Origin of the sequence: Bizionia sp., from assembly GCF_048259285.1 — a bacterium.
Taxonomy (GTDB): domain Bacteria; phylum Bacteroidota; class Bacteroidia; order Flavobacteriales; family Flavobacteriaceae; genus Algorimicrobium; species Algorimicrobium hallyeonense.
Map to the genome: position 1 here is coordinate 119,312 of NZ_JBLXHU010000001.1, position 25,117 is coordinate 144,428.

19 protein-coding genes are annotated in these 25,117 nt (G+C 32.9%); 3 read left to right on the forward strand and 16 right to left on the reverse strand.

The window, feature by feature from the left end:
• Window positions 1-83: 83 nt before the first annotated feature.
• On the forward strand, window positions 84-1,262 hold the full coding sequence (locus ACN0QX_RS00580; protein ID WP_417195037.1) for a proline dehydrogenase family protein: 1,179 nt from the start codon (window positions 84-86) through the stop codon (window positions 1,260-1,262).
• Between the two features lie 2 nt (window positions 1,263-1,264).
• On the opposite strand, the gene ACN0QX_RS00585 is transcribed toward ACN0QX_RS00580, so the two are convergent.
• The 4 genes from ACN0QX_RS00585 to ACN0QX_RS00600 are packed head-to-tail and all read right to left on the reverse strand — an operon-like array spanning window position 1,265 to window position 7,469.
• Window positions 1,265-3,619 carry a GumC family protein gene (locus ACN0QX_RS00585; protein WP_417195038.1) on the reverse strand — a complete coding sequence of 785 codons (2,355 nt, stop codon included), beginning with the start codon at window positions 3,617-3,619 and terminating at the stop codon, window positions 1,265-1,267.
• 22 nt (window positions 3,620-3,641) lie between these two features.
• A complete protein-coding gene (locus ACN0QX_RS00590) occupies window positions 3,642-4,424 on the reverse strand; it encodes a polysaccharide biosynthesis/export family protein (protein WP_417195039.1) in 783 nt (260 codons plus the stop codon).
• Window positions 4,425-4,435: 11 nt separating this feature from the next.
• Entirely contained in the window at window positions 4,436-6,334 is a 1,899-nt protein-coding gene (locus ACN0QX_RS00595) for a polysaccharide biosynthesis protein (RefSeq protein ID WP_417195040.1), read from the reverse strand.
• Window positions 6,327-7,469, reverse strand: a complete 1,143-nt coding sequence (locus tag ACN0QX_RS00600) for a DegT/DnrJ/EryC1/StrS family aminotransferase (RefSeq protein ID WP_417195041.1) — start codon at window positions 7,467-7,469, stop codon at window positions 6,327-6,329. The genes ACN0QX_RS00595 and ACN0QX_RS00600 overlap by 8 nt, the downstream gene beginning before the upstream one ends.
• A gap of 371 nt (window positions 7,470-7,840) precedes the next feature.
• Between ACN0QX_RS00600 and ACN0QX_RS00605 the strand changes: the two genes are divergently transcribed.
• Together ACN0QX_RS00605 and ACN0QX_RS00610 are read left to right on the forward strand one after the other, a co-directional pair.
• On the forward strand, window positions 7,841-9,085 hold the full coding sequence (locus ACN0QX_RS00605) for a GNAT family N-acetyltransferase (protein WP_417195042.1): 1,245 nt from the start codon (window positions 7,841-7,843) through the stop codon (window positions 9,083-9,085).
• Entirely contained in the window at window positions 9,075-10,322 is a 1,248-nt protein-coding gene (locus ACN0QX_RS00610) for a GNAT family N-acetyltransferase (RefSeq protein ID WP_417195043.1), read from the forward strand. Before ACN0QX_RS00605 ends, ACN0QX_RS00610 begins: the two co-directional genes overlap by 11 nt.
• On the opposite strand, the gene ACN0QX_RS00615 is transcribed toward ACN0QX_RS00610, so the two are convergent.
• Genes ACN0QX_RS00615 through ACN0QX_RS00670 form a run of 12 tightly spaced genes read right to left on the reverse strand, consistent with a single transcriptional unit; the run spans window position 10,306 to window position 24,787 of the window.
• A complete protein-coding gene (locus ACN0QX_RS00615; RefSeq protein WP_417195044.1) occupies window positions 10,306-11,304 on the reverse strand; it encodes a polysaccharide deacetylase family protein in 999 nt (332 codons plus the stop codon). The two genes, ACN0QX_RS00610 and ACN0QX_RS00615, sit on opposite strands and share 17 nt — an antisense overlap.
• Window positions 11,304-11,894, reverse strand: a complete 591-nt coding sequence (locus ACN0QX_RS00620) for a sugar transferase (RefSeq protein ID WP_248399487.1) — start codon at window positions 11,892-11,894, stop codon at window positions 11,304-11,306. The genes ACN0QX_RS00615 and ACN0QX_RS00620 overlap by 1 nt, the downstream gene beginning before the upstream one ends.
• Window positions 11,888-13,096 (reverse strand): DegT/DnrJ/EryC1/StrS family aminotransferase, encoded by a 1,209-nt coding sequence (locus tag ACN0QX_RS00625; protein WP_417195045.1) that lies wholly within the window; start codon window positions 13,094-13,096, stop codon window positions 11,888-11,890. The genes ACN0QX_RS00620 and ACN0QX_RS00625 overlap by 7 nt, the downstream gene beginning before the upstream one ends.
• A gap of 3 nt (window positions 13,097-13,099) precedes the next feature.
• The gene (locus ACN0QX_RS00630; RefSeq protein WP_417195046.1) at window positions 13,100-14,191 is read right to left on the reverse strand and encodes a glycosyltransferase family 4 protein; all 1,092 of its coding nucleotides are present in this window, start codon (window positions 14,189-14,191) and stop codon (window positions 13,100-13,102) included.
• A 37-nt stretch (window positions 14,192-14,228) separates the two neighbouring features.
• A complete protein-coding gene (gene asnB, locus ACN0QX_RS00635) occupies window positions 14,229-16,121 on the reverse strand; it encodes an asparagine synthase (glutamine-hydrolyzing) (RefSeq protein WP_417195047.1) in 1,893 nt (630 codons plus the stop codon).
• A 3-nt stretch (window positions 16,122-16,124) separates the two neighbouring features.
• Window positions 16,125-17,282: a glycosyltransferase gene (locus ACN0QX_RS00640; protein WP_417195048.1), complete on the reverse strand. Its 1,158-nt coding sequence runs from the start codon at window positions 17,280-17,282 to the stop codon at window positions 16,125-16,127.
• Window positions 17,275-18,372, reverse strand: a complete 1,098-nt coding sequence (locus ACN0QX_RS00645; protein WP_417195049.1) for a glycosyltransferase — start codon at window positions 18,370-18,372, stop codon at window positions 17,275-17,277. Before ACN0QX_RS00645 ends, ACN0QX_RS00640 begins: the two co-directional genes overlap by 8 nt.
• A complete protein-coding gene (gene asnB, locus ACN0QX_RS00650) occupies window positions 18,372-20,222 on the reverse strand; it encodes an asparagine synthase (glutamine-hydrolyzing) (protein WP_417195050.1) in 1,851 nt (616 codons plus the stop codon). The genes ACN0QX_RS00645 and asnB (ACN0QX_RS00650) overlap by 1 nt, the downstream gene beginning before the upstream one ends.
• 2 nt (window positions 20,223-20,224) lie before the next feature.
• Window positions 20,225-21,340: an O-antigen ligase family protein gene (locus ACN0QX_RS00655; RefSeq protein WP_417195051.1), complete on the reverse strand. Its 1,116-nt coding sequence runs from the start codon at window positions 21,338-21,340 to the stop codon at window positions 20,225-20,227.
• A 9-nt stretch (window positions 21,341-21,349) separates the two neighbouring features.
• Window positions 21,350-22,690: a murein biosynthesis integral membrane protein MurJ gene (murJ, locus tag ACN0QX_RS00660; protein ID WP_417195052.1), complete on the reverse strand. Its 1,341-nt coding sequence runs from the start codon at window positions 22,688-22,690 to the stop codon at window positions 21,350-21,352.
• A gap of 5 nt (window positions 22,691-22,695) precedes the next feature.
• The gene (locus ACN0QX_RS00665; protein WP_417195053.1) at window positions 22,696-23,652 is read right to left on the reverse strand and encodes a glycosyltransferase family 2 protein; all 957 of its coding nucleotides are present in this window, start codon (window positions 23,650-23,652) and stop codon (window positions 22,696-22,698) included.
• A 1-nt stretch (window position 23,653) separates the two neighbouring features.
• Window positions 23,654-24,787, reverse strand: a complete 1,134-nt coding sequence (locus ACN0QX_RS00670; protein ID WP_417195054.1) for a glycosyltransferase family 4 protein — start codon at window positions 24,785-24,787, stop codon at window positions 23,654-23,656.
• Between the last annotated feature and the right edge of the window lie 330 nt (window positions 24,788-25,117).

Genomic DNA, 25,117 nt, shown 5'->3' on the forward strand with positions numbered 1-25,117 from the left:
GAAATAATAAAAGGTAAAATAAGGTGTTTTTTTTATAAAAAAGTAGCTGAATGATAATTATCTTTGTATAATTTTCAACAGATATGGAGTACTTAAAAATATTTGACAATACTGAAATTGCTTTTCAATTAAAGAGTAATAGAGAGTTAAATCGCGCTCATTTTTTATTCAATATGATATCAAATGAGACATTGGTAAAGGTTGGTACAACACTTACGCATTTTGCTTTAAAGGCACATTTACCTGTAGAAGGTATTATTCGTGCTACGGTTTTTGATCATTTTTGTGGTGGTGTTAATGAGGAAGATTGCCTACCAGTAATTGATGATATGTTTACTAAAGGCGTGAGTTCGGTTTTAGATTATTCCGTAGAAGGGAAGGAAACGGAAGCACATTTTGATGGTGCCATGGAAAAAACCTTAAAAATAATTCGTTTTTCTGACGATAGAAAAGCCATGCCTATTGCTGTGTTTAAACCTTCCGGTTTTGGAAGATTTGCACTATACCAGAAGATAAGTGAAGGAAAAAGCCTAACAGAAACAGAGCAAGCAGAATGGGGCCGAGTTGTTGCTCGTTATGATGCTGTTTGCAAGTTGGGGAAAGAAAAGGATGTTGAAATCTTAATAGATGCCGAGGAAAGCTGGATTCAAGATGCCGTAGATCATTTAGTAACAAATATGATGCGCAAGTATAATAAAGAGGTTACCATTGTTTATAATACCTTACAAATGTATCGTCATGACCGTATGGATTTTCTAAAATCCCAACATGAACTTGCTAAAAAGGAAGGGTTTTATTTAGGATATAAAATTGTTCGTGGTGCATATATGGAAAAGGAGCATGAACGTGCTTTGGAGTATGATTACCCAACACCTATTTGTGAAAGTAAATTAGCAACTGACGAAAATTTTAATGCCTCGGCTCAATATATTTTAGATAATATATCAGACATTTCTATTTTTGTTGGAACCCATAACGAATTGAGTAGCTACATGGTTATGCAATTAATGAAAGAAAAAGGAATTGCTATAAATGATAACCGTGTGTGGTTTGGACAATTGTTTGGCATGAGTGATAACATTAGCTTTAATTTAGCTAATAACGGTTATAATGTAGCTAAATATGTTCCCTTTGGACCCGTTAAAGATGTTATGCCGTACTTAATTAGACGTGCAGAAGAAAACACGTCAGTTGCTGGGCAAACAGGACGTGAACTTATGCTGATTAAAAAGGAGAAGGAAAGACGTAAAGCTATTAAATAATACTATTTAGAACGTTGCCACCATTTCTTTGTATTCGGGTTTTTACCATATCCGTAGCCATAACCATTTGATTTTTTATGGTCAACACCGTTTAAAAGTATCGTCATATTTGGTAAGCGTTTTTCTTGGTACATGGTATCTGCAATTTGCAAACGTCTCTTATCAAGATAATTGGCGCGAACGACATAAATAAATAAATCAGCATGGTGACTTATTAATAAGGTGTCCGTAACCAGACCAACAGCTGCCGTGTCTACAATTATATAATCATATTGATTATCCACAGTATCGAATAATTCTTGCATCCGATTACTCATTAATAGTTCTGCTGGATTAGGAGGGATGACACCAGAAGGAATAACATCTAAAAAATCATTGTCCTTCATGGATGTTGTTACATCGGAAAGCGTTAAGCTTGGATCGCTAATATAATTGGTTAAACCAATATCATTTTTAACATTCAGGTAGTTCGTTGCTTTTGGCACACGAATATCTGTTTCAATAAGAAGCACCTTTTTGTTAGAATAGGAGAGTGATAAAGCTAGGTTTATGGATGTATGCGATTTCCCTTCTTTACTAGTTGTAGACGTAACAAAAATAACTTTAGAATGCTTGTTAATTCCCTTAAGCATGAATTCCACATTGGTACGTACCATTCTAAACGCTTCCGCTTTAGGTGTATAATCAATTTGTTTAATAAGCTGTGTACGTTTGCTAGATTTCGGAATATCGCCAATAAACGGCACGTCTATGGTTTTCTTAATATCCTGAACTGAATGTACTTTATTGTCTATAAGCGTTAGTAGATAAATAAGGCCAATTGGAAAACTAATACCTAAAATTAAAGCTGCCAAAATAATAATAGCAGATTTTGGCGCTACAGGTCTTCCGGAAGCGTATGCCTTATCTACAATTTTTGCATTAGGTGAAGAAACGCCATGTGTAATAGCCGATTCCTCACGTTTTTGTAGTAGGTATAAGTACAATGATTCCTTAATATCTTGTTGACGCTTAATATCCTTAAACTGACGCTCTTTTTGAGGGGCGGAATAAATTTGTGAATTAATTCGAGAGTTTTCCGAGACTAAACTATTATAGGTAATCTGACTTGTAGACCGCTTACTACTTAAGCTTTGCGAAAGATCTGCTTTTAACTGATTAATCTGATTCGTTAAATTAACAACGGTCGGGTTAATTTCACTTGAATTCTTTAAAATTCGTTCCCGCTCTTGAACCAAACTATTGTGCCGTTTTGCTACCTGACCAATATTTCCATCTTCAATACCAATGTTAAGCGGCATTAAATCGCTTGGGTCTTGGTTATTCGCTAAATGATTTTTCATATAATCAATTAGTTGAATCTCTCTGCCGGTTTCGGTAATTTTTGCTTCGTTTTCCTTTTCGGTTTGAAGAAAAATATTGGACTGCGTAGCTAAATTAGTAAGTTTGTTTTCTTGTTGAATATCTTCAGCCGTTAAATCTACTATACCTAGCTCACGCGAAACACCTTCTAAACGCTCATTTATAAAATTTGAAGTTGCTTCAACAACCATTTGCTTGTCGTTTATAACATCTTCATTATATTTTTCAATCAGCTTATTTAAAAATAACACGCCTTTTTCACGCACATTGTCATTAATGGTCAGCTTTATAACACTAGATAACTCGTTGGTTTGAATTTGCAGTCTAGACTTATAATCACTAGTAACGTTATTTACAGGTTGAATTCTGATGGTAATATCAGCACCAATTTTAGTAGCATATTGCCCAATATTAGGTGTAATGATTATATCGCCAAATCCGGTTTCTACATTTTTTCCAAAATCGTATAAAACACCTTCAATATCATCATGCTGTGTGGTACTTCCTTTTAATATTTTGGTGTCTTGTGGAATACCTTTAAAAATAAAATCTTTTGACGAATTAATTCGGATATTAAACGTGGTATCAACCAAATGTAAAAGTGAATCCGTTGTGCTGAAATTAATATTTAATGGCGGATTGGTATAAACTTCATGCGCTTGAATACGACCTTCAACAAAGAATTGAATATTAAATTTTAAATCTTTAATGACACTTTCAATAAGGTTGCGTGATTTAAGAATTTCAATTTCATCCAACACATTATTTTGATCATTACTAAAGAGACCATAGTTTTGAAGGCTTGATATTTCCGGTAATTTACCTTGAGATTTGTCGTCCTTAATTTTAATGGTAGCTTTAGCTTGATACTCATTACTAGCATAACGTAAATATACAAATGCTAATGTTAAGGCAGCAATAAGGCATAGAAGAATAAACTTCCATCGGTTTAAATAAGGCTCAATTAAATCTCTAAAATGCGCATTCTGTTTCATGAAAGAATTCGTGTAAATAATTTTATTTGACTAAAAATATGGCTAAAATTGTTGCTAAAGTACCAACGGCCGAAATGATTACGCCATTATTTTGGTTGTACGATGCCGAACGGATTTTGGCAGAATTAGGCTCAATTACCAAAACATCATTTTGTTCTAAATAATAATTAGGAGATGTAATGGTGCTAATTTTTGTTAAATCGAATTTCGTGAAAACCTTTTTGCCATCGCGTTCACGAATTAAAAATACATTTTCTCTTTTACCATAAATGGTCAAATCGCCTGCTAACCCTAAAGCTTCAATTAATGATATGCGCTCATCCTCAACTGTAAAAGTGCCAGGGTTTCGCACTTCACCTAAAACCGTTATTGTAAAATTAATTAACCGAATATTAATTACTGGATCCTTAACGTATTTACTAATTTCTTTTTTTAGATAAGAAGTGGCATCTTCTCTGGTTAATCCACCCAATTTAATGGTTCCCAAAACGGGATATTCAATATTACCATTTTTATCAATTAAATAAGTTGGCATCTTAAGGTCGGCATTGGCATTTACGGATGAAACACTGTAAGAAACAGCTGGTAAATTAAAAGGCGCCACCGCATCAGCATCACCACCAACGCTAATAAAAATTAAATCGTTTGGTTTATAAACGATATCGGAATTCATGGGAATATCATTGTATTCGCTTACAGGTTCATCTTGAAAATAAATAACTTCCTTGCTTGTAACACAGGACGAAACCACTACTATTAGAAGTAGAATACTAATTTTTTTAATAATGCTTTTAAGGTTGATCATAGTTGGTTGGTTTAATTTAAAACATCATAAGTTGAATTATTCGGATTGTACTCTGCTACAATATCTTTAATTTTTGATACAATTTCAATATTTTGAGAATTAGAACCTAATAAACAGAGTTCTTTTATAAGGTTCTGAGTTCTTTCAATACTTACCGGTTTGCATTTAGCAATCATAATTTTCTCATTGTAAGTTGGTTTGGTGTTTTCGCCTTCAATTAATAGTTCTTCAAAGATCTTTTCACCAGGACGTAAACCTGTTATTTTAATATCAATGTCAGTCGGATATTTTAAACCAGACAGGGCAATCATATTCATGGCTAAATCATAAATTTTTATAGGTTTACCCATATCAAACACAAAAATTTCGTGACCTAATCCCATAGCAGCTGCTTCCAAAACTAATAAGCTTGCTTCTGGAATAGTCATAAAATATCTGATAATATCTTTATGGGTTACCGTTAAAGGGCCACCAGCTTCAATTTGTTTTTTAAATAACGGAATTACGGAACCATTAGAGCCTAAAACATTTCCAAAACGTGTGATGATAAATTTGGTTGTTGATTGTGTGTTTTGCTGACAACAAATAAGCATTTCGGCAATGCGTTTCGTGGCTCCCATAACATTAGTTGGGTTTACCGCTTTATCTGTTGAAATTAAAATGAATTTTTTAGCACCATATTTTTTTGATAAATACACCACGTTTTTAGTTCCACGCACATTTACGCTAACCGCTTCATAAGGATTTTGCTCCATTAAAGGTACGTGTTTGTAGGCGGCTGCATGAAAAACTATTTCCGGTTTGTGTATATTAAAAATAGCATCTAATCGAACGTTATTTCTAATATCCGCAATTATTGGTATAACATTATTAATGCCATTTCGTATTAATTCCTGTTGTAAATCATACAAAGCTGACTCCGCATTATCAACCAGTACCAAGCTTTTAAAGTTAAAGGCAGATAATTTTCTGACTAATTCGCTGCCAATAGATCCCGCGGCTCCAGTTACTAAAATAACGCGATTACTATATTCGTCATGTAAAATAGGGTTGTCAATATTAATAGGTTCTCTACCTAATAAATCCTCAATATTTATATCTTTAATCTGCCCAATACTTAAATCGCCATCAATCCACGTTTGGACAGCTGGTACAATTTTCACATTTAAGTTTAAAGCAAATAACTTACTGGTTATTTGAAGGAGTCGGTTAGAACTAATATTTTGAATCGATATAATTACCGAATCTATTTGGTGTTTTTCAATAAACTCTTTTGTAATATTGTTGGGATGATAAACATTCAATAGATTTATTTTTTTGCCCACTTTACGTTCGTTATCATCAATAAACCCGAAAACATCAATATCGCTTTTTGCATCATTTGCAATGGCGTTATAAGTGATTATTCCTGAATCACCTGCACCATAAATTAATACAATACTCTTAGGGATGTCTTCATTTTCAGTAATTAAACTTCTGTAAATGGATTTAATGAAGAACTTGGCGCCAATAAGAAAAAACATATTGAGCAACAAGTGAATGTATATGATAGAACCAGGAATATCAAAAACATTATTATAGTTGTATTTCCGACTCATAAATGTAGATATTATGAGTATGGTTGCTAAAATATTGACACCAATTATAATGTTGACAACATCTTTAAAGCCCGTAAACCGGACAACTCCTTTATGAGAACTTACTAATAAGAAACTAATAATTCCAGCAAACACGACAAATGGTATTTGCTTTAGAAACATGGAAAAATCGAAATCGATTTGAAAATTAAATCGAATTAAATAGGCAATAAAGAAGGTAAATGCAATAATGGTTGAGTCAAATAGGAGTACCAACCATTTTGACGCATAGCGATTAGATAATTTTCGTAATAAATTATAAATTTTATCCAAAATAGTTTTTTATTACTTGATTAACACGGTCTAATTCAACAGTCGTTAAACTGGAGCCGCTAGGTAAACATAAGCCACGCTCAAACAAATTATCAGAAACACCGTTTAAATAACTTGCATGGTTTTTAAATATATCTTGTTGGTGCATGGGTTTCCAAGATGGTCTTGATTCTATGTTTTCTTCTAACAGAGCATTTAAAACGCCATCTCTTATTGTTTTAGTTTTAAATAGAACGGCTGATAGCCAACGATTTGAGAAGTAATTTTCAGGCTCATCTAAAAACTCTATATCTGTTATATGCTGTAATGCGTTTTTATAATATTCAAAATGGGACCTTCTAGCTTGAATTCTATTTTCTAAAACTTGCATTTGTGCACGACCAATACCCGCTAAAATATTAGACATTCTGTAATTATAGCCAACTTCGGAATGTGAATAATTAATACCAGTATCTTTTGCTTGGGTTGCCAAAAAAATAGCACGTTTTTTATAATTAATATTTCTAGAAACCAAAGCACCACCTCCAGATGTTGTTATGATTTTATTTCCGTTAAAGGATAAAATAGACATATCACCAAACGTTCCACAAGGTTGGTTGTTATAACGACTACCTAAAGCTTCAGCACTGTCTTCAATTACAGGAATCTGATACTTGTTAGCAATTGCGTGTATGTGTGGTACGTTGTATGGCATTCCATATAAATTTATAGCAATAATGGCTTTAGGTTTTTTTCCCTTGGTTATTCTATCCAATATTGCTTTTTCTAATAACTCGGGACACATGTTCCAAGTTTTAGTTTCACTATCAATAAAAACAGGTGTTGCACCCACATAAATCACAGGATTTACAGAGGCTACAAAAGTTTTTGTTTGACAAAGTACTTCATCTCCCACGGAAACATCTAGCAGCTTTAAAGCTAAATGTATGGCAGCCGTTCCAGATGTTAATGCCGCTACATGCGACTGTTTTCCAAGATAAGCTTCTAAATCACCTTCAAAACCATCAACATTTGGTCCTAATGGCGCAATCCAATTGCTTTTAAAGGCCTGATTAATATAATTTTCCTCAAAACCACTCATGTGCGGTGCTGATAACCATATTTTAGATTTCACTCCCGAAACATTTTTTGTCATCGTAAATATCTATGTTTAAATAGTTTCCATCAAATAAATACGATAAATAACTAATTTTCACGTTTTTTGATTTTAATTGAAACCATACTGTTGTTTTAATCTTACTTTTTAAACCCTTTGTCGTAATAGCCTTGATGTTACTTCCAAAAAATGATTGTAAAACCAAGAGTTCATTGTTTGATTTATTTATGTTAAAATAGCTTTATAAGTAAACACTTTTTAACATGGTAAATATTGTAATAAATACCGAAATCAACCCATAAAAAATGCCGTTTATATAGTTTTTTTTCAAATACATCTAAAAAATGGGTTTATACTGATGTTTATTCATTTAAAAAACTAATTTTAAACTTGATAACGAAACTTTTATCATGATTAATAATCCATTTTCATCCCAAACGTTTCAAGATGTTTGGTTGAAACATTTTAATACAAATAATCCCGGAAAAACAACTGAAGTTATAAAACCCATTTCGTTTTATAAACATGCTGTTGTGCCTTGCTATATAAACCTTGGTAATAAACTGACTAATGGTTTAACCTATGATTTAAATTTAAAAGCAACGGACTATAAAAGTCAAGTGTTTTTAGTTCGAGATATTCCTTCCTATCAAGAAACTACAGCGCCAGAAGCATCCGCTGCTTTAAGGTTAAAAAAGGTTTTTCAGTATGAAGGTTATATTACGCGCGTAGGTAATTATGAATCGTTGGATGCCTATTTAAATACCATTTACAAATCTAATACACGTTCCAAGTTACGTAGAAATGTAACGCGTTTGGAAGCTAATTTCACAGTTGATTATATCATGTATCACGGTGAAATTTCCAAAACAGAATTTGACCTGGTTTTTGATAGTTTTTATAAACTTTTTGAAAAACGGTATTCAAATAAAGGTGAACCTTGTGGCGAGTTAGAACCAACTTTATGGGCTTTCTATACCGAGTTGGCATTTAAAATGGTTAACGAAGGAATCGCTTCGCTTTTTGTTATTTATTGTGATGGCAAACCTATTGGTATCACATTTAGTTATCATTTTGATTCTATTTTGGTGGAGGCTTTAACTGTTTTTGATATTGATTTGTATCGTTATAACATTGGTCATACAACCATTATGAAGATGCTAGATTGGAGTTTTAACAATGGCATTGAAATTTTTGATTATACACAAGGTGATTTCGACTATAAGAAACGTTGGAGTGACGATCGTTACCAGACCTATTATCATATTTTGTACGATTCTAATTCGTTAAAAAGTAGATTAACGGCTAGTTTTTTGGAAAAATACTTCAATTTTAAACGCGAATTTAGAGACCGCAAGTATAGTACTAAAGTTCACAACCTGAAGCATCAATTATTGGGCGGTAATAAAAACAAAGCAGTTCTGTTGGAAACCTATAAAATAGAAGTTTTACCTGATGCGTTTACTATGGAACCTCGTATAGCACAAATTGATTTAGACGCCGAATTATATGTGTCGCAGCGCAAAGCACTTTACGATTATTTATATATGAACCCAGAACCCGCAAAGGATTTAACGGTTTATCAATATGAAAATGATTCCCTTTTAGTAAAAACCAAAAATGGCTTCTTAAAAATTGTTCGAGATGAAGCATAATCCGTTTACTTCCAATACATATCAGGAAACTTGGTTAAAGCATTTTTCAAAACAGAAAGAAGGCAAACAATTTCAATTTATTAAAAACCTGTCCTTTATAAAGCATAAGTTTCTACCATATTATATAAATACTGGTAGAAACATGACTAATGGTATGACCTATGAGATTGACGCTTTGGCATCAGATTTTAAAAACAAAGCCGTGGTTATATATGATGTTCCAGATTATTGTGATTGGACTGATCCTGTTAAAATTCCCAATCTTAAAATTAAGAAAGTCCGCCAGTATAAAGGGTTCCTAGCAGATTTATCGAAAGTTACGTCGTTTGAAGCGTATTTGCAAAACACCTTAAATGCCAAATCCAGAAATAAGTTTAGGAGCACCTTAAAAAAGTTTGAGAGCTGCTTTGATGTATCCTACAATTATTATTATGGAGATATAGCTCCAGACGCTTATAAAACCTTGATGGCCAATTTTAAGAACTTGGTTGAAACACGCTATGGCGATTTAAAAATTGATACCAGTTTAATTAGTGAATGGCCATTTTATGAAGAATTAGTGTATAAAATGCTTCATGAAAAAAAGGCAATGATTATCAGTATTGATGTTGCGGGCAAACCTATTTCTATGTCGCTTGCATTTTTAGGGGAAAACTCGCTTGTTGGCGCGGTGAAGGCATTTAATACTAATTATTACAAGTTTAACGTTGGTCATATCGAGATTAGCAAGTTTATTGATTGGTGCATTAAAAACGACAAAGAGATTTTAGATTTTTCGAAAGGAGAATATGAATACAAAACAAAATGGACTAACACTAACTATTTGTATAATTGTCATATAATGTACGATACATCAAGTATTGCTTCAAGTATAACCGGCTATTTATTAGTCAAGTATTTTGGATTAAAGCAATACCTACGTGACAAAAATTTTAATTTATTTGTTGCAAAAACGCGTTTTGCACTTAAGAATTTTGGTGCTTCAAAGGAACAGAAATTGCCATTTAAAATTCATCCAATTAAGGGAGATATAAATTTCAAGGCCTATCAATTAGTTGATTTAAATGAAGAAGGTGAACGCTTTCCGTTTTTAATCAGACTTGTGTTTGACGGATTATATCAAAAACCAGAATGTGTTTCAGGTATTAAAATCTATAGGTCAGTTAAGATAATAGAAGGTAAGCCAAATTATCTAGTAACGGGAACCAAAAGCAAATATCTTATTGAGATTCTTTAGCATGGTATTTTTCTGCTAATTGCGCCATAGATACACTCTGGAAAGCATGATTTTTTTGAAGCTCTGTAAAGAGTTTAAAGATATCTTCCAGGTTTTTGAAATTGGCATCCATATTCTTCCCAAAATTATGAGGGTGCCACCAAAGATGATAGATTTCGTTATTTTTTGCGGCCTTGACTAATCCTTTTTTAATTCTAGAAATACGCAGTGGTTCTAATAATTTGAAACTGTTACTATAGGGTCTAAAAAATTTGCTTGAAGGAATGTTTAATATGCCATGACAATTTTTTAAATGGCTAATAGAGTAGGTGTTATAACCAGAAACATTACAGTATGCATCTGTAAGTCTAAATGCTTTATGTGTTGCGTTATCTAGTTTTTTTGTGTCATGTGTATCAAACATCCAATGGTTTTCAATACCACGATAGCATATAATCCCATGTTTTGCGCATATTTTTAAATAAGCCTCATTAATCTGATTCCTAGGAAATACAATGCTTTTTATGTTTATGTTTTTTTGTTTTGCAATTTGGACGGCCGCAATAATATCGGCTTCAAACTGGTCTGGAGTTTGTCCGTCTTCATTGGCATAGTAATGACTGAAGGTATGACTAGCAATTTCATGATTTCCATTGGTTCTTATGAATTCAATTAAAGATTCAGCATAATGAAATGGATCATCTGTTTCATTTTCACCAATGTTTTCTATTAAGTTATATGGGTTAAACCGAGAGTTTAAATAGGTTGGTTTTTCAGATGGCAACGCGCTTAATAATTCCTGTTTGTTTTTGGCAAACAAGAAACCAACAGTGGCAAAAGTCAAGGTAATATTATATTGATCGGCCAATGCCACCAATCTAGGTATCACTTCCCTAACATTTTTTAAATTAGTGTGATAGTTTGATGTTGTTTTCACGTCAAACAAGCCCCAAAAGAGCTCAAAATCTAACGAAATTAATAAATAGCCGTTCTGTGTTTTCATTAACCCATAATAGTTTGAATGGTTTTAATAATAATTTTAAAATCTACTAATAAGCTGGCGCTATTAATATATTTCTTATTCAGTGCTATTTTTTGAGGTAAAATGGTATTTATATAAAAACTCTCCATGTTTTTAGCAGTTTTTAATAATTCTGCTTCATCACGAAAAGCAATAGAGGCATAGTCTGTAATTCCTGGTTTTACAGATAATATTTCCATATCATCAACCGAATAGTAATTAACATAATGTCTTACTTCGGGTCTAGGTCCAACAAAACTCATACTGCCTAAAAATACATTGATTAATTGGGGGAGTTCATCAAGCTTATATTTTCTTAAAAAAAAACCGGTTTTTGTAACTCTTGGGTCTTTATCTCCAACGGTTAGCAAGCCCTTTTTGTCCGAGCCGATAAACATGGTTCTAAATTTAAAAATTTTAAAATCTGAATTCCCTTTTCCTACACGTGTTTGTTTGTAAAAAATGGGTCCTTTAGATTCTAACTTTAAAATTAGTGCTATTACCAAAAGTAAAGGTAACGATAATATTATACCTAATAAAGAAAAAACGATATCAAAAAAGCGCTTTAACATAGACAAGATTCTACGGCATTTTCAACCGTGTTTACAATGTATTTGAGCTCTTCTTCAGTAAGTTGAGGATAAATTGGCAATGAGATTTCCGATTTAAAGTTGGTGTATGCCACGGGGTAATCTGCAATGTTATACCCCATATTTTTAAACAAAGTTAACAATGGTAATGGCTGAAAATGCACGTTAACAGCAACACCTTCTTTTGAAATGGCTTCAATAATAGCATCACGTTGCTCTTCTGTGGCGTCCTTTATTCTTAAAGCGTACAGATGACAAGATGAAAGTTTGTCTTCATTTTTATAAGGCGGAATGATAGCCCAAGGCTTGGTTTTAAAATACGCTTGGTAATATGCATATATCGTTTCGCGCTTTTCTAAAATATACGAAAAATATTCAGGAAGCTGGGCAACACCAATGGCAGCAAGGACATCAGGCATATTTATCTTCATGCCTGGATAAATAATATCGTATTTCCAACCACCTGCTTTAGATTTTGTAAAAGCATCTTTAGTCTGTCCGTTTAAAGAAAAACATCTTAAATAATTATATTCCTCTTGATTGCTAAACGGTTCAGGAAGGTTTAAGCAAACGGCTCCCCCTTCGGCTGTAGTAATGTTTTTTACGGCATGAAATGAAAATACGGTTATATCTGATGTTAATCCAACAAACCTATTTTTATATTTAGCGCCAATAGCATGAGCAGCATCGGCAATAGTTACAATTCTATTTAATTGATGTTGCTTTTCTGAATTTGGTTTAAAAATAGGCTTCTTATTGTCAACAAGCCTCTGAATTTCATCATAATCACAAGGCCATCCAGCAATATCAACTGGCATGATTGCTTTTGTTTTTTCGGTTATTGCTTTTTCAATAGCAGAGATGGAAATATTAAAGTCCTCTTTGGTGTCTACCATTACAGGTGTAGCGCCCACGTGAATTACAGCTAAAGCAGTGGCAGCGTATGTGTAAGCTGGGATAATAACTTCGTCACCAGGACCAATGTCATACCATTTTAAAGCTAACATTAATCCAGAAGTTGCCGAGTTAACACACAAAGTATTTGGAACGCCAATATGCTCACAAACAAGATCTTCTAGCTTTTTAACTTTAGGTCCCGTGGTAATCCAGCCAGATTCTAATGCGTCTGTAACTTCGTTAATTACGGCTGGGTTAATGTAAGGTGGAGAAAATGGAATTTTCATAATTTAATGTTGATTAATAGCGTCTTCAAATATAGTTATATATTGTTTAGATACGTTTTCAAGACTAAACGTTTCAACTCTTTTTAATGCGCTTTCAGCTAATTTATTGGCTAAATTTTTATTTGTTCCTAATTTTATGATGGCATCAACTAGCGCTTCAGTATTTTTTGAAGGCACTAAAACTGCTTCTTGATTGTTTTTGGCAAATTCGCGAACTCCAGTTACATCTGTTGAAATAATAGGTAGTCCCACAGCAGCAGCTTCTAGAAGCACTCTAGCAAAACCTTCACGAAACGTTGGTAGTATCATAGCGTCTGCGCTTAATAGTAATTCACTTACGTCCTTTCGTTCGCCTAAAAATTCCACATAAGATTCATATTGTTTTAATATTTCGGAATTTAGTCGCTTGGAATGCTCTTCTAACGGTCCCACAATTATAAACTTAAAGTCATAGCCTCTTTCGTGGCATATTTTAGCGGCTTCTAATAAAAACGTGATGCCTTTTTCATAAACTAAACGCGCCACAAATATAAATGTGAAAGTCTTGTTGTTGCGCTCTGCTAAAGATTTGTATTGTTTTAGTTCTATGCCACTGCTGTATATTAACCCGAAATTATGTGGATTAATAAGATGGTATTTTAGAAATAAATTTTTGTCATCATCATTTTGAAAAATTGTTTTATATACACGGTTTTTAACTTTTCTATGTAATGTTTTGTAAACGAATTGTAAAATTAAATTCCGAAAGGATTTAGACATAAAAATAGTACCTAAACCGGTAATTGTTCGGGTAATGGGTGTCTTCGTCTTAAGTAATGCTAGTGGTACTAAAAATGCTGGTTTCGTGTCAAACGTATGAATGAGATCAAATCTGTTATCGGTAAAAAATGACCGATACCATTTTATAGTTTTATTATCTGATGTTATGGATAAGCTTCTATTTAATGGGTAATCAAAATAGGTTATGTTTTCAGGGAACTCCACGTTGCTTGTCCCAATAATAGTCACCTCAAAACCGGCAGCAATTAAATACTGAGAAAGATTGATGCGTTTATGCACATCTTCACCACCAACTAAACATATTTTTTTTGACATTTATTTTTAAACTATAAGTAGCTAATTGTTTCTTGATTTATAATTGTGGGCTGTAAAGTGAAAAATACCACTTTTGAAATGTGTAAAATGTCCAAACTTTATAGCTATTGTCTTCCTTACCTGAAATATGATTCATGACTAATGGTTTGATGTATTTGCTATTAAACAACCCTTGTTTATCTATTAGTTTAGAGTTTATATAATGTTCTAATTCGGTTTTTAAGCCAGCACGAAGCCAATCTCCAACAGGAACGGCAAATCCTTTTTTAGATTTATCTAGAAATCCATCAGGAAATTCATGCTTAAAAGCTTCTTTTAAAATATGCTTTTTGCTCCAGCCTTTGAGTAAGTAGTTTTCTGGTAAACTATTGGAAAAATTCCAAAGAGCTTTGTTTAAAAATGGCGCACGACATTCCAAGGAATTCATCATGCTGGTTCTATCTACTTTAACGAGCATGTCACCTTCAAGGCTTATTAAACGGTCAACCTCTCGATAATCATGAAGCGATTTAGGTTTGCTAATATGTCCTTTATAGTAGGCAAACGGATTTGCTAACGTATGTTCAGGGTTTAGTAATTGTTGGGTGTCATTTTCAAAACCTAATGAAATAATATTCCAATAGTTTTCACCTGTATAATCAATAGCTTGGACCAGTTTTTTTAGTTTAAAACGTTTTCCGCGATTATCATCTTTAGTAGTAAGTAAACTGGTTAGCAATGGCTTTGTACTATTATGAAGAAACTCGGGAACCATTTTGGTATAACGGTTGTTTAAATTTCCCATGTAATATTTATTGTAACCACCAAAAACCTCATCGCCACCATCTCCGGTTAAAGCAACTTTTACATAATTGCTTGTTTTTTTGGATACCAAATAGGTTGGTAGTGCTGATGAATCTGCAAAGGGTTCATCAAAATTCAATAAAATAGCATCAATATGTGCTTTAATATCACTTTCAGAAATTATAAATTCGTGATGATTACTGTTGATTTGCTTGGCTACCAGTTTAGATTTATCGGTTTCATCAAATGAAGCTTTATCAAAACCAATAGAAAAGGTGTCTATTTTGTTATTAGATAATTGTGATAAGCCCAAACTAACAATGGAAGAATCTACACCACCAGATAAAAATGTTCCAATTGGAACGTCGCTAACCGTGCGACTTTCAATACTGGTCATCATGAGGTCGTGCAACTTAAATTTAGCCTCATTAAAAGACAAGTTGCTTCTATCTGTCTCAATTTTATGAATTTCGGAAATCGAATGTGTATGATTTACCAGGTCATAAGTAATATAATGATTGGCTTCTAGTTTCAGAATACCATTATAAATAGAAAAAGGTGCAGGAATGTAAGTGAGCTTAAAAAATAAATTTAACCCTGTTTTTGAAATTTCCGGCTTATTGGGAAGCACCTTGATAATGGATTTAAGTTCAGATGCGTAATAAAAACCATTTTCAGTTTGTGCGTAATACAAAGGTTTTTCGCCAAAGAAATCACGCGCAATAATGAGTTTGTTTTGATTTTTGTCATGAATGCTAAATGCATACATACCATCTAGTTTTTCAAAAGATTTTTCGCCTTCCGTTTCATACAGTTTTAGAATAACTTCTGTATCGCTTTGTGTTTTAAAAGTCAAGCCTTTTGTTTCTAAATCTGCACGTAGCTTTCGGTAATTATATATTTCACCATTAAAAACTATCGTTATGCTAGTATCTTCATTTGAAATAGGTTGCTTGCCTGTATTTAAATCTATAATTGAAAGTCTGCGCATTGCCATTGCTACACAATATGTGTCACTGCTATTGTGATAAAAACCGGAATCATCAGGACCACGATGTATGATGGCATGATTCATTTTTTTAAGCGTGTTTAGGGCATCTTCCGAAGCTGTAAATTCAGGTTTTATATATCCGTTTATTCCACACATAAATTAAATACTATCAATTAAGTTTTTAACATGAACTCCAATATTCTTGATGTCGTACGTTTTAGCGCGCTCGAAACTTAAATCGCTATACTGTTTGCGTGCTTCTGGATTTTTCTGTAAATATTTAATGGCTTGTGAAAGCCCTACAGAATCATCAACATTTACTAAGATGCCATATTTAGCCTTAACGAAAGACCCTTTTAAAATAGAAACATCTTCATTGTCGTTTAGTAATTCTAGAGGTCCAGACATACAATTGGTGCAAATTACGGGTAAACCAACAGACATCGCTTCCAAAACCACGTTAGGGAACCCTTCCGTTAGGGAGCATAGTACAAAACAATGCCCTTTTATGATGTGTGACTTAACATCATCCACATTACCATTAAAATTTACACGCCCAGCAAGATTCAATTTAATAGATAATTCATCTAATTGTTGGTGTAAGTAGCCATCCCCATAAATTTCCATATAAAAATTGCTGGATAACATACTTATGGCTTCAATAATGCTTTTTTGGTTTTTCACAGGAATCATACGTCCAACGGTGACTACTTTAAAAATGTCTTCAAAATCAGTGTATGTGGCTAATTCAGGCTTAACTCTTTTGGTTAGAATAGGATTATATATAACAGACCTGTCTATTTTTAGTCTATAATTTGTTTTTAAATCCGCATTGATATAAATGGAATTTGAAAATAGTTTGTCGTTTTTGTTGTAAAAATAAGGGATTAGTAGTTTGGTTAAAAAAGAAGTAAGCTTATCATCTTTGTACATGATGGATGGGAAACAACGCTCGCTAATTATAGTTTTTAATTTAGGGTTAAACATTTTAGCAATGCTGGTCATAATATTTTGACGAACTAAAAAGGAAACAACCACATCAATTTTTTCTTTTTTTAAAACTTTCTGATAGGTAAATATGAATTTGATGTTGTCTTTAATTCTACCAAACACGGAGGTTTTAAAAGTTTCATTAGGTTTAGATAATACCACCACTTTCGTATCCTCTGGTATAGGCAGTTTAATTTCGTTATATAACAAAATTAAGGTGACATCGTAATATTTAGGAAGCTCAGATAATAATAAGCTAACAACTTTCTCGGCTCCACCATAACCTATGGCAGAAATAAACAATGCTATTTTTCTTTTTTCAGACATGCTGATTCTTAGGAGATAATTTTATAAACAAGTTGGTATAATCATTAATAATTTTATTGCTACTAAATTTATTTTTTACCGCATTACTTACAGTTTCCGGGTTAAAAGGGAATGTGTTATGAATCTGATTTAAATAGTTTACATAATCTTCCTCGGTATCAGCTACGTAACCATTTTTACCAGCCTCTATAATTTCATCCAATCCACCAGGAGCATTAAAAGCCAGAATAGGAGTGCCTACTACACAGCTCTCTATAAGAACATTAGGGAAACCCTCTACAAAGGATCCTTGCAGGAACACATCGCTTTCAGCTAAATAGGTTTCTACATTTTTTGTGAAGCTAATATACGTTATGTTTTTTGCTAGTCCCTTACTATCAAGCATTTCAAAAATACTATCTTTTTCATTACCAGCACCAATAATAGTATAATGAAATGGAAAATTTAATTGTGAAAGTATATTAATAATGCGTTCATGCCCTTTCTCCTTGCTTAAACGACCAATGGTAATAAAGGAAATTGGTTTGGATGTATCTCGAGCTGTAGCTTTAAGTTTAAATTCTTTAGTTATAGGGTTATTAATTAATACGGTTTTTGATTTTGGTACTTTATAATTTGCAATCATATCCTTTTGCATGTCTTTAGACTGACAAATAATACAATCCACTAACTTATAGGCAAATACAATCATAGCTTTAGGGAAAGCAGAATTGGTGTACGGATTATGTTTATTTAAAACGGTTAATACATTCGCCTCACGAGAAACAAATTTAGTCTTTCTAAAATAAGGAGACATAAAAGCAATCATGGTATTCAAATGCACAATGGAACTAACTACAATATCTGGTTTGTGTTTTCTGAAGTATTGAAACAAACTACCAAAAGCTTTTAAAACACGCGGTTTGTTTAAGTAAACGATGTTTAAATTTTCTAGTTCGTACACGGTGTCTTTTTCATAGCCTGTAATAAGTAAGGTGACTTTAAATTGGTTTTCGTCCAAGTTTTGAGCCACGTAAGATAGGATACGTTCGGCACCACCAGCAGCTAATGATGGTAGTACAAATACAATATTGGTTTTAGAGTTTTTCATTATTTAATAGTGTATCCTTTTCCGTTCGTTTTAAGCCATTGTTTTAAAACGAGTAATTTCCAAATTAAAGGATAGCGATTCCAGCTACCATTCATGTGTTGTTGAATCATTTTATAGACCTCATCAGCATCAATATTCGGGATTTCTCGTAAACTGGCCATATCCAGTTCTGAAAGCACATAATCTTTTAATTCATGTTTAAACCATTCTCCAAATGGCATAGTAAAACCAGCTTTTGGTCGGTCAAATATTTTTTCCGGAACATATTGATAGAGTACATCCTTTAAAATACGCTTTTGAATTTTCCCATTGTATTTAAAATCTGTTGGTAACGACTGTGCAAATTCCACAATACTATGATCCATAAGTGGTGCGCGTGCTTCAAGAGAATATGCCATGGTGGCGCGATCTACTTTGGTATTAATATCCCAATTAAGGTAGGTTTTAATATCAAAATCGGTTAGACGTTCATATAAATTTTTGGTGTTGTGATATAGATATTTTTTTTCGGGAACATCGGTATAGTCAAAATCGGATTTCAACCAAGACATATTAACACCGGTAACCGATGCAATATAAAGCGAATTGATATCGTCATATTGCAATCCCTTACCAATCATTTTAAATTTATAGTAAGGCGCTAAACTAGCTGTTTTTGCAACCGTATGCCTTAAAAAACTTGGTAGATTGTATAAGTGATTTACCTGTTTCATCCATTTGTAGCGCTCATAACCTATGAAACTTTCGTCTCCACCATCACCAGATAATGCAACGGTAACTTTTTTACGAGTATGCTTCGCTAAAAGCATGGATGGAATGGCTGAAGAATCAGCAAATGGTTCATCATAAAAATGCGTAAAATTATCAATGAGATCTAATCCTTCATTATAATTACATTCTATAATATGATGATCTGTTTGTAAGTGATCTGCTACCTGTTGGGCATACACACTTTCGTCAAAACCTTTTTCGTTAAATTTCACTGAAAAGGTTTTCACTTTACTATCGGTTGTTTTTGTAGCCAAAGCAGCAACGACCGATGAATCAACGCCACCGGAAAGGAAAACACCTACAGGAACATCGGCAAATAAACGTGTGGAAACGGCACTACTTATTAAACCATCTAATTCGGCAATAGCATCTTTGTAAGAACCTTGAAACGGGTTTTTAACGTTTGTATCAATATCCCAATATTTTCGTTCTTTAAAGTTGTACGTTGTTAAATCTAAAGAAAAACAATGTCCAGCTTGTAGTTTTTTAATCTCATTAAAAATGGAATGTGGATCCGGAACGGCTCCCCAAGCTAAATAGTAACTGATAGCTTTATTAGAAATTGTTAAATTGGTATGATGCATTTGAATAGATGAAATCTGACTTGCAAATTCAAATTGTTTCTCATTCAAATAATAGTAAAATGGTTTTTTACCCAAACGATCCCGGGCGCCGAAAAGTTTTTGTTTCGTCTCATCATAGATAACAAAAGCAAACATGCCACCTAAATAATTGACGCAATCTTCACCATATTCTAAATATGCTGCACAAATAACTTCCGTATCACTAGTTGTTTTGAACGGATAGCCTTTTGCTTCTAACTGTTTTTTTAGCACTTTAAAATTGTAAACCTCACCATTAAACACAATATGGATGCTGTTGTTATAGGTAAAGGGTTGGTTGGAACGCTCGTCAACATCTATAATAGCCAAGCGGTTATGACCAAATATTATTGGTTTGGATTCGTCTCCAAAAAATTTAAAATCTAATTTATCGGGACCTCTAAATTTTGCGCGTTCCAACTTGTCTTGAACTTGTTTTTTAGAGTATTCTATAGTTGATCCGTAAATTCCACACATAATTAATTAGCTTTAATTTCAGCCCCTAAAGGCAATTGTTGATTTACTCTATGATATAGCCAAATGGAAACAAAAAGCACATCGTATTTCTCAAAAAAGTTATGAGCTACCATTAAATATCCAATGATTGCAACGGCCAAATAGGTGTATTCCTGATGAACGCGAAAAAACCGGAGGCTACGGATGGCTATTGCCAAGTAAATAATAATAATTAGTAAAAATGCTAAAATACCGGCTTCACCTAATACCATGAGGAACGTATTGTGAACACCATATTCCACTGAAACTAAACTGGATTCGCCTCTCATGGATTTATATCCCGCACCTGTAACGATATTGTTGGTTATTAGATCCGAGAAAAAGGACCAAGTTTCATTTCTGGAACCTTCGGTTATAGTTTGTGTTTCTACGTTTTCGCTATCTCCAAATAAACTGTGTAAAGCCGAAAATCGCGCTTTATTTAGTTGAAGGGCAGAAGAAGCGGCAAAAATTATAACCAAAGCCACGGCACCAACTACGAAGGTTTGGATGTTTTTTTTATTGGCAAAAACGGATATCACATTTATAATTACTAAAAACATAATAAAGGATCTTGACAGCGTGAAAATTCCACATAGTATTAGCACAAATTGTACTAATAATTTAAGTTTATAATTGGGAATGATATACGTTAAGGCAAAAGCAAACAAACAGATAAAGCCAGCTTTATTAGGGTTAAGGTAAAAACCTCCATATCTACCAAAAACATCAGGAAATACTAAAGCATTTACCGCAATACTTAATGCGCCAATTACAAGAAACATAAGTAATTCTTTATCTGTTGTGTCTTTTGTAATTTCATTCACGCACACAATAAAAATAAAATAACGAATAGCTTCTTTAATAAACAATTCGGTAACACCTGTGTATTGGAGTCCTGAAAATGTAAAAAAACAAATCCCTAAAACAATAAAGGGCCAGAGAGGTTTCGATTTTTTTGCCAAAAAGAAATATATAATTACAGAAACTGTTAATAACAAATTGGTAATAGAACCCATGCCAGCACCAAGATACTCCAAACTAAATGTAGGGACATTTAGGAGGATTAGAATTAGCGCTACGTATTTTAATAGTTTCATGAATTTGCTTTACTGTATAAAGATTTCCTTTTGCTTGTTTGTATAATTATAGAAAACAAATATTTTTAAAATTTGAATGATGGTCGTACAAAGTGCAATGCCAATTAAACCAATCCAATTCATTAAAATAAAATCTAATATAATATTTAATAGCATGCTTCCTAACGAGACATAAGCCATAAATGCATTTTTATTTATGCTAGTAAGAAATTTCACAAATAAATTACCACAGATTATAAACGGAACTCCTATTAAATATATAATTTGAATTTCAGAAACAATAGCAGTGTCATCAGCGGTGAAATTATCTCTTTCAAATAGGAGCGCTATAATTTCTGTTGAAAATATGCTAGCAACAACCATGACACTCATAATAACTATAAAAATCCATTTATTTAGCAGATAAAGTGTTTTAAAAGATTTTTCAGGATCGTCAATTGTCAATTTTGAAAAGTAGGGAAGTAGTACATTCCCTAAAGCAATGATAAATATGGTTGTAAAAAACGCAGGTATTTTCATTCCGTAACTCAAAGCGGTTATTGAGCCTACAACCAGTTGCGCAGCAAAATATAAATCCGTAACAGGAATTAACCCTGTTAAAAATCCTGATGAAACTTTTGCCGGCACTTGTTTAAACATTAAGATAGCATTGGAGCTTTTAAAATCTGGTAGGGCAAATTTTAATATCTGCTTTTGCAATGCAATAAGTGTCAGAAATATTAATTGCAACACGCTCCCAATTAACATGCCAATTGCTAAAACACCAGCTCCTAATTCTTCACGATAAAAAACAACGCAAACAATCATAGCAAGAGATGTTATAATTGGGTAGAGAGATGAATATGTAAATTCACCATATATATTGAGTAATCCACTAAGTAAAGAAGTTAGTCCCCAAATAAGAATACAGGGTAATAAATAATGGAATTGTAGAATAATTAATTCATAATAACTAGACGTATGTCCAGCGAAAAAGAGTTCTAAAAGAACATCAGTAAATAAATAGGCAATTCCCATAAATACTAATGAAGTCAGTATGGTTACCATAAAGCTCGTAGACTGAAACGCGCCAATATTTTTATTGTTTTTTTCTTCTGCTATATAATTAGGGATGAAGACCGAGTTGAAAGCACTTAAGAACACCTCATTAATAAATCCAGGAAGTAATAAGGCTATTAAAAAGGTGTCTAGTATTTCCGACAGTCCAAATTCACCGGCTATTATAACTTCCTTGTAAAAACCAAAAAACTTAACCAATACCGTAATGGCTCCCACAATAATAATATTGATAGCAGTCGGGTTGTTTTTTACCTTATAAAACAAGGTTTTGATTAGGTTTGTTATTTTCACAAAAACTAGGTGTTTTTTAATAGTTTTTTAAGTGGCCATCCTAAAACAAATAGGATTTTCAAAAGTTTTGAGTTTATAGCATTTGTATAAGATTTCAAACTGAAGTCTAAAAAAATGGCAGCTCTTAAAAGTGTCAAAATTCGTTTTATAAATAGCATGGGATATTTCATGAAATAATCTGAATAAAACCAGTTTAAAATACATAAGGAATAGATAGCCATACCAAACGCATCATTTTTATGATTCTGAATAGAAATGGCATTTTCCGTATCTAGATAGTAAATACGTAAAATATGATTCACGTATTTGGTTTTAAATCCCTGATTAGCAATTAATTCCCAAATAATGCCTTCTGGAATATAACCTTTGGCGAAAATAGCTTCATTAATATGAATACCTTTTAAAACATCTGTTTTTGTAAAACCCCATTTTTCAGTGGCTTCTAAATGTTCGCGTTGAGACATAAACGTATTACTATAATAGGGTTGCTTTTCAAAAGCTTTACCAACTAAATTTCCGTTTTGATCTTCGCATAAACAGGTAACACCACTTATTCTCGGTTTTAAATCGGCTGGAATTTCTTCGTATTCTTTATTTAGTAATTCTAAAGCTTCTGGAACACAAGCATCATCAGAATCGAATGGTAATATAAATTCACCTTGCGCTAATTGGATGGCCTGAAAAAAGCAGGCCATTTTATGTTTGTTTTTAACGTTATTAACATAATTAACTGGAAATGTTGCTGTCTGGATAAGGGTTTCAATAGTCTCATGCGAGTTATCAGTAGAGCCATCATTAATTATTACCAGTTCAAAATCTTTGAATGTTTGATTTTCTAATGATTCAAATACACGTTGTAACGTATTTGCTCGGTTATAAACAGGAGTAAATATGGTAAAGCGATATATGTAATTGCCTTTAGGTTGTTCGGAGTAGGATGGCAGTAGTGTTTGTAAATTCATATTAACCTTGTAATGCTTCCGTTATTAAATGTTTCCATTGTTCCGAAATATGTTTTGTTTCAAATTTTGTAGTGCTTGCTTTAGCAGAAGCTCCAAATCGTTCTCCTAATTCAGGTTGCGTTATTAATATCTCTAATTTGCGTTTTAGCATGTTTTTATCGCCTACAGGAATCAAAAATCCATTTTCGCCGTCATCAATAACTTCGTTAGGTCCTGAAGGACAATTAGTGGAAATGCAAGGTAAGCCAAAAGCCATAGCTTCTATTAATGCGTTTGGAAAACCTTCAAAATTAGATGTGAAAGCAAAAATTCGTGCTTTATTGTAATAGTCATGGACATTGTCTACGCTACCGACTAATTCTACAGAATTCTCCAAATTTAAGTCATTAATGAGAGCTTGCAATTCAGAACGTAACTCACCTTCACCTACAATTTGAATTTTCCAATTATCTATTTCCATTTCTGAAAATGCTTCAATAAGTAAGCGTTGATTTTTAACAAGATCGAGTCTGCCAACGCTTAAAATTATGTTTTCTTTTTGTTTGGATTCATCCCTGAATGCTATTAAGCTGTCTGCCAACGGGTTTTTGATAATGGCCAATTTTTCTGGATTTAAAAATTTGGAGAAGTAGGATTTAATCCCAGCCGTTTGAACTATCAGTTTTGTGCTATAGGGATATGTTTTTTTTCTAATTTTTATCCAAAAATTAGTTAATGGGTCATAATCCGGATGCGTGCGTTCACTAATTAAACATGGGATTCGTGCAAATTTGCTAGCAATTATGGTGTAAATATTTGTTGTGGTCATAAAACCTATAGCCACTGAAATCTGTTCCTTTTTTAAAATGCGATATAAACTACCAATCATATAAACGTTGTTGGTAAGCGAATCGATAAAGCGCATATTTTTATTGTAGGATTCTTTGCAAGAAATGTGCTTAATACGACTATCCAACTCATAAAACGGCATGACATTATACAAAGTGATTATTGTTACTTGATAATCCGCAACAAAGGAATTTGCAAGTGTGCTTAAAACACGTTCGGCACCACCTGAAGTTAAACTCGTTATTACAAAGGCTATTTTCGGTTTGTTTGTAACCGAAAATTGACCTTCAGAATGAAGATTGGACATATATTTTTATTAATAGCGCAATAAAAGTATATATTTTTTTAGTCTTTATCTTCCTGTAGGACATTAATTAGATTAACGACCGATTTTAGATATGAATAACAATATTTGAGGTATTGCCCAATTATTTCAGTTTGTTGATAACATGTTGATATCTAGTAACAAAGAAAAACATCCAAATCTCTTTAACAAACGTATATTTGTCGTCATTCCATTTCTTGCCAGAACAATCTACCCGAAATTTTATCGACAAAAAGTACAAAAAATACTACAAAATGCATTTTGAGTAGTGTAATTCTGACAAAAATATTGTATTTCATCGAATATTTAGGA

What these genes read in the sequence shown, in the direction of transcription:
- ACN0QX_RS00580 (WP_417195037.1), top strand. Translation starts at nt 84, where the DNA reads ATGGAGTACTTAAAAATATTTGACAATACTGAAATTGCTTTTCAATTA.
- ACN0QX_RS00585 (WP_417195038.1), bottom strand. Translation starts at nt 3,619, where the DNA reads ATGAAACAGAATGCGCATTTTAGAGATTTAATTGAGCCTTATTTAAAC.
- ACN0QX_RS00590 (WP_417195039.1), bottom strand. Translation starts at nt 4,424, where the DNA reads ATGATCAACCTTAAAAGCATTATTAAAAAAATTAGTATTCTACTTCTA.
- ACN0QX_RS00600 (WP_417195041.1), bottom strand. Translation starts at nt 7,469, where the DNA reads ATGACAAAAAATGTTTCGGGAGTGAAATCTAAAATATGGTTATCAGCA.
- ACN0QX_RS00605 (WP_417195042.1), top strand. Translation starts at nt 7,841, where the DNA reads ATGATTAATAATCCATTTTCATCCCAAACGTTTCAAGATGTTTGGTTG.
- ACN0QX_RS00610 (WP_417195043.1), top strand. Translation starts at nt 9,075, where the DNA reads ATGAAGCATAATCCGTTTACTTCCAATACATATCAGGAAACTTGGTTA.
- ACN0QX_RS00615 (WP_417195044.1), bottom strand. Translation starts at nt 11,304, where the DNA reads ATGAAAACACAGAACGGCTATTTATTAATTTCGTTAGATTTTGAGCTC.
- ACN0QX_RS00620 (WP_248399487.1), bottom strand. Translation starts at nt 11,894, where the DNA reads ATGTTAAAGCGCTTTTTTGATATCGTTTTTTCTTTATTAGGTATAATA.
- ACN0QX_RS00625 (WP_417195045.1), bottom strand. Translation starts at nt 13,096, where the DNA reads ATGAAAATTCCATTTTCTCCACCTTACATTAACCCAGCCGTAATTAAC.
- ACN0QX_RS00630 (WP_417195046.1), bottom strand. Translation starts at nt 14,191, where the DNA reads ATGTCAAAAAAAATATGTTTAGTTGGTGGTGAAGATGTGCATAAACGC.
- asnB (WP_417195047.1), bottom strand. Translation starts at nt 16,121, where the DNA reads ATGTGTGGAATAAACGGATATATAAAACCTGAATTTACAGCTTCGGAA.
- ACN0QX_RS00640 (WP_417195048.1), bottom strand. Translation starts at nt 17,282, where the DNA reads ATGTCTGAAAAAAGAAAAATAGCATTGTTTATTTCTGCCATAGGTTAT.
- ACN0QX_RS00645 (WP_417195049.1), bottom strand. Translation starts at nt 18,372, where the DNA reads ATGAAAAACTCTAAAACCAATATTGTATTTGTACTACCATCATTAGCT.
- asnB (WP_417195050.1), bottom strand. Translation starts at nt 20,222, where the DNA reads ATGTGTGGAATTTACGGATCAACTATAGAATACTCTAAAAAACAAGTT.
- ACN0QX_RS00655 (WP_417195051.1), bottom strand. Translation starts at nt 21,340, where the DNA reads ATGAAACTATTAAAATACGTAGCGCTAATTCTAATCCTCCTAAATGTC.
- ACN0QX_RS00665 (WP_417195053.1), bottom strand. Translation starts at nt 23,652, where the DNA reads ATGAATTTACAAACACTACTGCCATCCTACTCCGAACAACCTAAAGGC.
- ACN0QX_RS00670 (WP_417195054.1), bottom strand. Translation starts at nt 24,787, where the DNA reads ATGTCCAATCTTCATTCTGAAGGTCAATTTTCGGTTACAAACAAACCG.